13 protein-coding genes, 1 tRNA gene and 1 pseudogene are annotated in these 11,100 nt (G+C 39.7%); 5 read left to right on the forward strand and 10 right to left on the reverse strand.

The features are described 5' to 3' along the window. The 4 genes from VFM80_RS08780 to VFM80_RS08795 all read right to left on the reverse strand — a co-directional run. Nucleotides 1–138 (reverse strand): MGMT family protein (locus tag VFM80_RS08780; RefSeq protein WP_395071467.1); only part of this gene is annotated, 138 nt, incomplete at its 3' end. Beyond that, nucleotides 128–991, reverse strand: a complete 864-nt coding sequence (locus VFM80_RS08785) for a Rossmann-like and DUF2520 domain-containing protein (protein WP_395071455.1) — start codon at nucleotides 989–991, stop codon at nucleotides 128–130. The genes VFM80_RS08780 and VFM80_RS08785, both read right to left, overlap by 11 nt. A 1-nt stretch (nucleotide 992) precedes the next feature. Further along, nucleotides 993–1,745 (reverse strand): AmmeMemoRadiSam system protein B, encoded by a 753-nt coding sequence (gene amrB / locus VFM80_RS08790; protein WP_395071456.1) that lies wholly within the window; start codon nucleotides 1,743–1,745, stop codon nucleotides 993–995. 108 nt (nucleotides 1,746–1,853) lie between these two features. Beyond that, nucleotides 1,854–2,492 carry a 4'-phosphopantetheinyl transferase family protein gene (locus VFM80_RS08795; RefSeq protein WP_395071457.1) on the reverse strand — a complete coding sequence of 213 codons (639 nt, stop codon included), beginning with the start codon at nucleotides 2,490–2,492 and terminating at the stop codon, nucleotides 1,854–1,856. A gap of 246 nt (nucleotides 2,493–2,738) precedes the next feature. On the opposite strand from VFM80_RS08795, the gene VFM80_RS08800 reads away from it, so the two are divergent. Next, nucleotides 2,739–3,311, forward strand: coding sequence for a hypothetical protein (locus VFM80_RS08800; RefSeq protein WP_395071458.1), 573 nt, complete (start codon nucleotides 2,739–2,741; stop codon nucleotides 3,309–3,311). A gap of 48 nt (nucleotides 3,312–3,359) precedes the next feature. Further along, on the forward strand, nucleotides 3,360–3,464 hold the full coding sequence (locus tag VFM80_RS08805) for a hypothetical protein (RefSeq protein ID WP_395071459.1): 105 nt from the start codon (nucleotides 3,360–3,362) through the stop codon (nucleotides 3,462–3,464). Nucleotides 3,465–3,700: 236 nt separating this feature from the next. Here the strand turns inward: VFM80_RS08805 and VFM80_RS08810 are convergent. The 6 genes from VFM80_RS08810 to VFM80_RS08835 all read right to left on the reverse strand — a co-directional run bounded on the left by VFM80_RS08810 (nucleotide 3,701) and on the right by VFM80_RS08835 (nucleotide 8,759). Next, nucleotides 3,701–3,792 (reverse strand) — tRNA-Ser (locus VFM80_RS08810). 76 nt (nucleotides 3,793–3,868) lie between these two features. Beyond that, complete coding sequence (locus tag VFM80_RS08815) at nucleotides 3,869–4,537, reverse strand: energy transducer TonB (RefSeq protein WP_395071460.1); 669 nt, start codon at nucleotides 4,535–4,537, stop codon at nucleotides 3,869–3,871. An 11-nt stretch (nucleotides 4,538–4,548) separates the two neighbouring features. Continuing rightward, nucleotides 4,549–5,274, reverse strand: coding sequence for a lysophospholipid acyltransferase family protein (locus VFM80_RS08820; RefSeq protein ID WP_395071461.1), 726 nt, complete (start codon nucleotides 5,272–5,274; stop codon nucleotides 4,549–4,551). A gap of 9 nt (nucleotides 5,275–5,283) precedes the next feature. Beyond that, nucleotides 5,284–6,216, reverse strand: a complete 933-nt coding sequence (gene murQ / locus VFM80_RS08825) for an N-acetylmuramic acid 6-phosphate etherase (protein ID WP_395071462.1) — start codon at nucleotides 6,214–6,216, stop codon at nucleotides 5,284–5,286. An 8-nt stretch (nucleotides 6,217–6,224) separates the two neighbouring features. After that, nucleotides 6,225–7,715, reverse strand: a complete 1,491-nt coding sequence (gene accC / locus VFM80_RS08830) for an acetyl-CoA carboxylase biotin carboxylase subunit (protein WP_395071463.1) — start codon at nucleotides 7,713–7,715, stop codon at nucleotides 6,225–6,227. 69 nt (nucleotides 7,716–7,784) lie between these two features. After that, complete coding sequence (locus VFM80_RS08835) at nucleotides 7,785–8,759, reverse strand: phytoene/squalene synthase family protein (protein ID WP_395071464.1); 975 nt, start codon at nucleotides 8,757–8,759, stop codon at nucleotides 7,785–7,787. 199 nt (nucleotides 8,760–8,958) lie between these two features. Here VFM80_RS08835 and VFM80_RS08840 point away from each other — a divergent pair, with 199 nt between their 5' ends. From VFM80_RS08840 to VFM80_RS08850, 3 genes and pseudogenes are all read left to right on the forward strand, one after another. Then, nucleotides 8,959–9,978, forward strand: a complete 1,020-nt coding sequence (locus VFM80_RS08840) for a LacI family DNA-binding transcriptional regulator (protein ID WP_395071465.1) — start codon at nucleotides 8,959–8,961, stop codon at nucleotides 9,976–9,978. Further along, nucleotides 9,975–10,928 carry a phosphoribosylaminoimidazolesuccinocarboxamide synthase gene (locus VFM80_RS08845; protein WP_395071466.1) on the forward strand — a complete coding sequence of 318 codons (954 nt, stop codon included), beginning with the start codon at nucleotides 9,975–9,977 and terminating at the stop codon, nucleotides 10,926–10,928. The genes VFM80_RS08840 and VFM80_RS08845 overlap by 4 nt, the downstream gene beginning before the upstream one ends. Then, nucleotides 10,925–11,100, forward strand: a pseudogene (locus VFM80_RS08850) (cupin domain-containing protein); the annotation flags it as partial. The gene VFM80_RS08845 and the pseudogene VFM80_RS08850, both read left to right, overlap by 4 nt.

The raw sequence follows: 11,100 nt of genomic DNA on the forward strand, positions 1-11,100 counted from the left end.
ATAGCCAACCATCCTTGCACCGGATTCAACTCCTAAATATCGGGCTATTGCGCCATAGGATGTGACCTTTCCATGAGGAATTTGAGATACAACCTCATATACGCGGGTATAAAAATCATTACTTGATTCAGTCTTCACGAAAAAGCTTTTTAATTTCCACCAAAGCTTGAGAAGCTCCGTTCTTCTGTTCTGCTATTTTAACGGCTTCTATCCCCAGGGTTTTATATAAAGAACATACTTCAGGGACATTCTTCAAGCTCTTAAGGTGTTTTTGGATAGTATTTATATCACCCCTCGCAATGGGTCCTGTCAAAGCATTTACAACGCCTAATTCATTGATATTCTGTAAAGTGTTTTCCATCAGCGGTGTCAAAGCTTTGAGCAGAGTTTGTTTGTCTACATTCCCTTGTTCAGATATCTGAGATATCAACCCGGCAAGCACCACTAAATAATTAGACGCAACGACCGCAGACGCATGTAAAAATGGCTTTGCTTTGGGTTCTACCCTGAAAGTTTTAGCACTAAGATCTATTGCGATCTTCTCAAGCATTTTCAGGAAGAGCCCATCGCCTTCTATATCAAACCAGGTTCCTTCAAAAGAATCTGTTGACTTGGTAATGGCTTTCATGGGATGAAATGAAGCTGTTTTAGCCCCGATGGACTCAATTACCTCCAGCGCTTTCGATGAATGTGTACCTGAGCAATGTGCAACAAATTTGCCTTTAAGGGATTTAAACCGTCCGGCAAGGTCGTTTGATACCTTATATATAGCATCATCTGAAACTGCAACGATGATAATTTCCCCGATAAGAGTATTCTGAGAAGGGAGTCCCGTGAAAAAATCTGTATCAGGATATTGCTCAATTTGGCTATCTGCTATCTCCGAACGGTTAAATACGGAGATCACCTCATATCCATTTTTTTTTAAAGCTTTGAGCAAAGCATTTCCTACCTGTACAAGACCAATGATGGAAATGCGGGGTTTCTTCATCTTAAACCATTTGAGGTTCGACTCGCTTAGCGTATCCACAAATATGCTTTGCAGATTCTATATGATCCAAAAATTCTATTTCATATCCCCACGATCGGGCAACCAGAATTCCGCTCATAAAAGCACGTGCCCCCTTCAGCGTCTTCTCATTGCTATTCAAATAGTGCATGAGGCCTGATTCTTTATTTTCTACAACCAAAGACCGTAATTTTTCCAGCTCTACTGGGCTGCTGGCGGGGACATCACAGCAATAGACGATCAATGCATTCTTATTCAGGAGCAATTCATCGAGGGTGAAAGCAAGTTCCCGAACAATAGCCGGATCGTAATCTCCAATTTGAAGGCTTACAACTTCAAAGTTTGAAAAGCACGATTGGAGAATCGGCAATTGGGTATACAGGCTCATTTCTTTGCTGTATCCTTCATCCGCAATAAAAAAGTCATCTTCTTCATCACAAAACTCATTCCTTAAATAATCATTGACCAAGACTTCCCCGAAACGAGTTTCAAAGGCCTTGTTTGAAGGCATCGCTAATTTTTTTTGAAGCTGTCCGGTGTATGACTCGATCACTACCACGGTATCAAAATTTTGGTCTACCACGGTTTTGTAGGTGGTGCAAAGCTCCCCGAAATTATGTTCGTCAATTACGTTTGGCACAAATAACATCCTAACATGATCCGAATTGGTATTCAAATGCTTTGCATTTTTGATATGGTCTTTTATCTCTTCTTGGGTCAGGCTTTGTATTTCCATAGTGCTGATTGATGATATAGTAAACTTAAAACTAAAAACTAAAAAAGCCCTGAGACACCATTCCTAAACCAAATGGAAATGGTAACTCCGAGCTTCTGTAATATGCTATCAAATATTTTTGCTTTGATAAGCTAATGCTATCTGATGATCTGATTGCCTAAAACTACAAATTTCAAACAAATTATCATTGTTAAATCTTACTCTAAAACTGTTTTTTTCCTCTTTTAAAATTGTCAGGTCGTTTAAGTTTGTTCTCAAACCGGTTCCCATACATTTAACAACGGATTCTTTAATGGTCCACAGGCAAACAGGATCTACTTCTCCTAAAGTTTTCCTCTCTTCCTTATTTAAAATTCTTTTAACCACCTTATCATTCACTACTCTGTCCACAAGCTCTACATCAAGGCCAACATCATACACAGTAGAAATCGCACAAAAGACTTTTGACGGAGAATGAGAAAAACTAACGTGGATGAGTTTTTTCCCAGCCGTAGCATATGGCTTCCCATCCTTATGCTTCAGTAAGCTCTTTTCTTTGGATGGGATTCCCATTTCATCCAACAGCGAATAAAAGAGATGGCGAACTGATAAAAACTCGGCTTTGCGATTTGGATTCGTGAAACTGTCATACTCATTACATTCACTTTCTGAAAGGATGCTTTTGTCTCTTCTTGCTATGATTTCAGCAATGCCCAAAGCCACCTCTTCCGGCCAACCTTCGATATGTGATGTATCCATTTTTTTCATCTGAGGAAGTATAAGCATGTATTGCAAATATTACCGGATGGGATGGTGGAAATTATAAATGAATGACGTCGCTTAATTTAACAATCTTCCCTTACTCTTAGATTTAGGTTGCTTTGAAATAAAGGTCGAATTCTACATTTTAGACCCGACAATTTAAAGTTGATATTAATAGAGTCGGTTAAAGGCCAATGTTGTGAATTATCCTTGAATCACCACCAGATAAAAGAAAGCGAAAGGGGAAAGAGCTTGAGTACATATTTAAGAGTTGGTTTCGTCTTATTATTTGTTATTTGTACAGTGGTCGTAGTAGCTCTTTGGCAAGGTCTGCATTCTTTTGTATTTGCGTGGGTATTAAACTTCATGTTAATGTTAGGTGTTTTATACATCACTAAGACATTCAAGCCAAAATTAGAATCGACTTATTACAATGCCAAAGAATGGGAAGCTGAAGGAAAAATATATAAATGGTTCGGGGTTGATGAGTTTAGAAAGGTGCTAGTATGGATTGGTTGGGAAAAATTGAACAAAGCTTCAAGTCCAGTAAAAAAGAATTTGGATGCATTAAAACATTTGGAGTATAGTACCAGGCAATCAGAATTTGGACATTTAGTTATATTTTTTATCGTAGCCATCTTCGTTCTTTCTGTAGCGTTTTATTGTGGAGCCATCCAATCATTGTGGCTGGTTTTGTTAAATATAATACTCAATGTTTACCCAATTGGTGTTCAACGTTATAATCGGCCGAGACTTCGAAAAGCCATACACAGATTTGAGGGTTTTCATAAGGACAGACAAACAAATAATCCAAAAAATATCTAAAGCTGATAAAGTAAAAACCTACACTATAGCCGGACAAACATGAAAACAATGACTTGTAGACAATTAGGTGGCGCATGTGATAAAGAATTTCATGCGAACACGTTTGAAGAAATAGCAGAGAAGAGTAAAAAACATGGAATTGAAATGTTCTAAAAGGGTGATAAATCCCATATTAAAGCCATGAATGAAATGCAGGAGATTATGCAAAAACCTGAGGCCATGAAAGAATGGTTCGGGCAGAAAAGAAAGGAAATTAATAAGTTACCAGAATACTGTAAGTAAATAGAATTCAAGAACAGATGTGCGAACGAACGTTCAAACGAATTGTGATTTGAGGAAGCTGAACACTTCAATATTAAATGTACCTTGTTGAATGTTCGGTGTTCAACTGGCGGAGAGGGAGGGATTCGAACCCTCGGTACCCCGTAAGGGGCACACTCGCTTTCCAGGCGAGCCCGTTCGACCGCTCTGGCACCTCTCCGTTTTTTTAAGTAGTTGATTGATAGCCCGTCGAAGGGGCGCCTAAGATATAAGTATTTATACCCTATATCAACGAATTAAAAACCAATATTAAAACTATTTTCAACATAGGTTTTAACGTTCTCTCCATCATCCTTTGCAGGAATAAATTTCCACTTTGTTGCGGCTTCTAAAGTTGCCTCCAAGATCCCATAACCAATTTGATCTACCACTTTATAATCATTTCCATCATAAAGCCGGATTTCAGAAACAAACACATCCTCGATGTTCCCATCGGTTCCCACCAAAAAAGTCACAATTATCTGAGCTTTAATATTTTGATTCTTGGCAGTTTCTGATATTGTAGGCTCAACAATTTTGACCAACCTTGGGCCTTGTTGTGGATCTCCCACTAACCGCCCCTCGCTACTACCTAACTGAATTTCTTCACTATCATCATAAAGTTCATTGTCATCAAAAAGATCCTCCACATCCGGGAAATCATAATCTTCAGGTATCACTTCATCGTCAGGGACAGGCACAGGAACCAGAGGCTTTGGAGGAGGAGGGGGTAAAGAACTTTGCCGGGTTACAATTGCATTGTCGATCAGTATTTCTTCTTCTTGATAGATGCTTTCATATGATATTCTTTCTTCTTTATCACTGACGGGCCATAATTTAAATACAGAAATTGCAATGAGCAGTGCTGCCACCATACACAACATAAAGCGTTGAGTATGCTCAAACTCATCAAAGTATATTTCCACCAGCCTTTGTTTCAAGTATCTCTCATTTTATTTATTTCTTCAGCCATCATCGAAAACGTGTGGTCCTTCAATTCCTTCATGTCTTCAAACTTAGCAGGATCTATGGTTTCCAAAACTTTTAATCTGAAGGTAACATTCGGATTCAGCTTTTTTGATGCCGGAGGCATTGCTTTAAAGCCTCCATCTATTGCCATCGGTTGTATTTTAAAGCCGTGCTCCATAGCCAAAAGGAAAGCTCCGTTCTTAAACGGTTTCAAATGGCCATCCATTGTGCGGGTACCTTCTGGGAATATCATGACCGGAACAAGATCTTTTAGAGGCTTTACCAAATTATCGAGCTTTTTGAGTGCTGAACGGCTTGCCCTGTTGATGGTCAGATGTCCGGTAAGCCATACCAGCCACCCCATCACAGGGATATAAGTCAGACTTCGTTTTGATACCCATTTCATTTTCCATGGCAAATGGTAAATGAATGCCATATCTAAAAAGCTTTGGTGATTTGAGATAAAAATAGTGGGTTCAGAAGGATCAAACTTGTCCATCCCTTCCATTTCCATTTTCCAACCCGGACTTGCCTTCATCATAAAACGAGCCATAATCGATAAGGTATAGTTTGGTGCTTTTCTGTACTTATCAAACGGAAAGGTGAGCAGAAAAACCAAAGAAATGATCACAAAAAAGATCAGGAAAAGAAAAGAGAAATAAGTGAATACAAAAATACTGAAAAGAGATCTCATTTTATATTTTTATAAACTTAAAAGTGCTTTTCGGATAAAGCCGTTATTCTTTTTCAGTAATTCCTTTGCTTCCCCAACATCCAAATCACTCAATGCCATCAGCAGGGCCGGTTTTACATGTCCTTCAGCTTTACTCAATAACTCTTCGGCTCTTTCATAATCTATTTCTGAAAAGATCATCAGGATCCGTTTTGCCCTTTCTTTAAGCTTTTCATTGGAGAGCATAAGATCCACCATCACATTTTCGTAGATCTTGCCTTGCCGGATCATAGCCCCTGTGGTTATCATATTCAAAACCATTTTCTGAGCCGTACCACTTTTCATACGAGTACTTCCCATAATAACTTCAGGGCCTACCGGAACATCAATCAAGTAATCAACAACATCCAATTTAATTTGATCGGCAGGTACGGTTGTTACCAAAATGGTCTTACACCCCCTTTTTGCGGCTTCCTTGATCGCTCCGTGAACATAGGGAGTCCGGCCACTTGCAGCAAGGCCACAGACTACATCCGGAGGAGCAATATCTGCAGCATTTACGGCTTCTGCCCCGATCTCTTCAGAATCTTCAGCACCTTCCTGAGCTACAAACATGGCTTCTTTACCGCCGGCAATAAATCCTTGTACTTTTTCCGGTGAGACCCCAAAGGTCGGCGGACATTCAGCTGCATCCAAAACACCCAGCCTGCCACTTGTACCTGCTCCAAAATACAGCAGCCTCCCTCCAAGCTGAAAAGCATCACTAACAAGCTCAATAACCTCAGCGATGATCTCTACTTTTTTTTCGACCTGAAGAGCTACTTTTTGATCCTCATTATTAATGAGTCTTGCAATTTCAAGAGAAGAGGCGAGATCGATCTCCATCGTAGCCGGATTTCTCTCTTCCGTGCTTAGCTTCTCCAGCTGGCTGAATAACTTTTTTTTATCAGCTTTAGATTTCAAAATAAATTTTACTCCCTTCTGTTTTTCCACCACATGCTATTATCGGATGAAGCTGAAGCCATGACAGGTTCAGATCCGTTTTCAGAAAGTCCTTTCAGTAAAGCAGCTGCTACTGCAACATCGCTTTCGGGTTGTTCAGGTTGCATTTTTTCAGGAGTAAAGTGATCGGGCACAAAATGTGTATCGTATTTAGCACTGATAAAAGCCGGATGATTGAGTGTAAACTCACAGAATGGAATAGTCGTTTTACATCCTGCTATTTCATATTCGTCAAGTGCACGCAGCATGCGTTTCCTTGCGATCTCACGATCAGGACCGTGAACACTTAGCTTGGATATCATGGGGTCATAATTTATCGTGATCTGTTGCCCCTCTTCTACACCTGCGTCAACCCGAATTCCTGATCCGGTTGGCACCCGGTGCTTCTTCAGCAATCCGGTACTTGGAAGAAAGTTATCGGCCGGATCCTCGGCGTAAATACGGCATTCAATAGCATGACCGTTAATTTCCAGGTCTTCTTGTTTGAATGGAAGTTCTTTCCCTTCCGCAACCAGGATCTGCATCGCAACAAGGTCAACTCCTGAGATCATTTCAGTAACAGGATGCTCCACCTGCAGTCGGGTATTCATTTCAAGGAAATAGAAATCCAGATTTTTATCTACTAAAAACTCGATCGTTCCTGCTCCTATATAATCACATGCCTCAGCTGCTTTAATTGCTGCTTTTGCCATATTCGCTCTCAATTCCGGCGTCAATAAAGCGCAGGGGGCTTCTTCGATCACTTTTTGATGTCGTCGCTGAATTGAACATTCCCGATCAAATACATGCAATACATTTCCGTGTGTATCAGCGATGATCTGGAATTCCACGTGGCGGGGTTCTTCCAGATATTTTTCTATATAGATTCGGTCATCCCCAAACGCATTCTTCGCTTCCGACTTCGCTGCTTTAATACTTGCTTCAAACTCTTCTTTTTTGTGAACGATACGCATGCCCTTTCCACCGCCGCCTGCTGCTGCTTTTACTAAAATAGGATATCCGATATCATCGGCTACACTTCTGGCTTCTTCAATGTCTTTAAGTTCACTTTTCAATCCGGGAGGAGTTGGTATTCCTGCCTGGGTAACTAATTCACGGGCCTGTGTCTTATCTCCCATCAGGGTAATCGCTTTCGGCTCAGGGCCAATAAATATGATGCCTTCTTTTTTGCATCGTTCAGCGAAAGAAGCATTTTCACTCAAAAAACCATATCCGGGATGGACCGCATCAGCTCCGGTTTGTTTAACGGTATCAATGATCTTGTCGATCACCAGGTAACTTTCTGAAGATGCAGCCTCACCTATAAAAACGGATTCATCGGCATGAAGTACGTGCGGAGCGTGAGCATCGGGTCTGGAATAAACAGCTACGGTTTTAATTCCCAATTCTTTACATGTGTGAATAACCCTGAGGGCAATTTCTCCGCGATTAGCAATAAGTACTTTCTTTATTTCAGCCATAGAATCCTTTTTTGTTTTTGGCTAATGATAGGACTTTACAGCAAGATTCTCCAAGAAGAATAGCAGATTTTAACTGGCTGTTTTCATGTCTAGAAGCACACGGGGCAGAATAGATAACTTTTCAGTGTAATTAAGGTAGGCTCTGCTATCAAAAACATTGTAATCGTTTTCTTCAATTTTATTCAGGATCCGGCTGTAATTATAACGAGCAAGGTAAACCGGCAGGCGGCTATCACTTGATAACAAGGGAATTCCGAGATCAGCCTTATCATAATAATCCCTTGTTCTGTTGATCTGAAATTTCATCAATTCAACAAAATTTTCATTCATTGTCCCGGAAAACAGCTCTTCTTCTGTGACATTAAATTTTCGCAGGTCTTCTGCAGGAATATAAATACGACCTCGGTTAAGATCTTCTCCAACATCCCTTAAAATATTTGTCAGCTGCATAGCTATACCCAAATCCACGGCATAGTCAAGAGCCTTTTTATCTATATAACCAAAAACTTCACTGGTCATGAGACCCACTACTGAGGCTACTTTATATGAGTAGTCATATACTTCATCAAAGCTCTCGAAACGATCTTTGATCAAATCTGTTTTTACGCCTTCCAATAATAAAAATGGAAGCTCAATGGAGATCTGATATTTTTTTAATGTATCTGAAAAGGCAGTAAGTATAGGATCATTAACTATTTTTTCATCATACACGTCGATAAGCCTTTTCTTAAACAAGTCGAGCTTTTCATTAACCTGATGGATGGTAATTTTACGATCATGGATCAGATCTTCAGCTTCATCTACCAGATCATCCAGATATCGGCATAAACCATAGATCGCAAAAATTCCCCGCTGTTTTTCATTTGGCAGAAAACGGGTAGCCATATAAAAAGTCTTCGCATGCTTCCTGGTTATAAACCGGCAGTGCGAATACGCATTTTTTAGCCCGTCATCTTCCAGATCATCTATAACAGATCGATGGAATGAAGTTTTTTCGTACAACGGACGAAACAGTTGATATGGAATTCTAAGTATATTTGTCATTTTTTGATATTTCTCCCTTGTAAAGCTTTATCTGTGTAAAAATAGTTCCCATTAACAAACAGTTAATTCCATTTTACACTTATAACATTTTGAAAAGAAGATGTTTATACTTGAAACTTGATAATGGCTATATTGTGTGTGCAATATTATATAAAATTATTAACCTTAATTACTCATCATACTAAATAATTCAGGTAGAATGAATAAAAAAGTTACAATTTATGAGGTGGCTAAAAAAGCTGAAGTTGCCATTTCAACTGTTTCACGAGTACTTAACGGTTCACAAAATGTATCTAAGACAACAAAAGAAAAAGTTGAAGGGGCGATTAAAGAATTAAATTTCCGCCCGCAGATAAGTGCCCGCAAGTTAGCAAGCAAACAACCACAGATGCTGGCTATTGCTGTCCCTTCTTTCACTACACCCTATTTCAATGAAGTCTTGAAGGGTGTAAAGGATGAAATACAAAAAATGGACCTTGATATCGTAATGTACAATACCGGCTCAAAAAATCCGGAAGAAGGCGTGCAGAATTTCTTTGATCGCGGAACTGCTGATGCGGTTATATTACTCTCCATTGATGTAAGTGATTCTGTACATGAACTCATACAAGCAACGCAAACACCGGCTGTTTTAGTTAACTCTTCCCATCCCTCTTATAATTATTTCATGCTCAATGATTATAAAGGTGGTTATCTGGCCGGAGAACATTTGGTTAAACAAGGGTTTGAAAAATTAGGCATGATCACAAGTATTGTTGACTCCAAAACTTCAAGAGAACGTATCAGAGGCTTTAAGGATGCCCTTAAGAATTATAAAATGGAAGTCGATAACGATCTTTTCATGAGCGGTGATACTACAAAACACGGAGGTTTCACCGAAGAAGCCGGGTTTGAGGCAATCTACAAATTTGAAAAACAAGGAACGTTTCCGGATGCCATTTTCTGCTCAAACGACACTCAGGCCGTTGGAGCAATTTATGCGCTTTCTAAACTTGGACTCAAGGTCCCGGATGATATTGCTATCATGGGTTATGATAATATCAAATTGAGTAAGTACTTAGAACTCACTACTATTGACCAAAAGATGTATACCATTGGAGTTCAGGCAACCAAAAGATTGGCTGAGATCATCGAAAAACCTAATGATGAACTTTATCAAACAACCATTAATCCGGTGTTGGTAAAACGAGGTTCAACCGAAAATAAAAAAGCAAAGTGAGCAATAATTTCTCTGACCAGGAAGCCCTGGATAACTGTATAACTGAAACTGACATTCCCGGACTTCCGGATCCCTACAAAGGCAAAGTTCGTGAAGTTTATGAACTGGGTAACAACAAAATTGGTATCGTTGTAACTGATCGTATTTCCGCTTTTGATTATATCATGAAGCAGGCCATTCCTTTTAAAGGGCAGATCCTGAATCAGCTCGCGGCTTTTTCGTTTGATAAGGTTAAGGACATTGTGGCTACTCATATCATCGATGTTCCCCATCCCAATGTCACTATTGCAAAAAAATGTGACCCTATCCCTATCGAAGTTGTCATTCGCGGATATTTGACCGGCCATGCCTGGAGAACCTACAAATCCGGAAAGCGAGTACTTTGTGGCGTTAATTTACCGGAAGGCCTCAAGGAGCATGATAAATTCCCAAACCCAATCCTAACTCCTGCTACTAAAGCTAAAGAAGGACATGATGAGGATATTTCTGAAGCTGAAATTCTCTCCCGCAACATTGTAACTCCCGAACTTTGGCATAAAATCAGGGAAATAGCTTTAAAATTATTTAAAAAAGGAACTGAAGTAGCCGCAAAACAAGGTCTGATTCTAGTAGATACTAAATATGAATTCGGGCTGTATGAAGGCGAACTTACACTCATCGACGAAGTGCACACCACTGATTCTTCCCGCTATTTTTATAAGGAAGGCTACGAAGAACGACAGGCTAAAGGCAAAGGACAAAAACAGTTATCCAAGGAGTTTCTGCGCGAATGGCTGATGGAGCATAACTTTCAGGGGCTTGAAGGACAAACGCTTCCCGATCTCCCCGACGAATTTAGAATGGAAGTTTTTGAGCGTTATGCTGAACTGTTCGAAATGCTGACCGGAAAAGAATTTGAGCCTGTTCTAGAAAAAGATATCAACAAAACCTTAGCCGACATCTTTTCATGATCGATAAAGCAAACCTAATTGCAAAATTTGAGCTTATTGATGAATACTGGACACCCAAGATCATCGCTGAACTTAATAATCAATATGTTAAACTCGCCAAGCTGAAAGGAGAGTTTATTTGGCATGATCATGAGAATGAAGACGAGCTTTTCTATATCGTTAAAGGGAAACT

The sequence above is a fragment of the Gracilimonas sp. genome, from assembly GCF_035704785.1.
In the GTDB taxonomy this organism is placed as follows: Bacteria; Bacteroidota; Rhodothermia; order Balneolales; family Balneolaceae; genus Gracilimonas.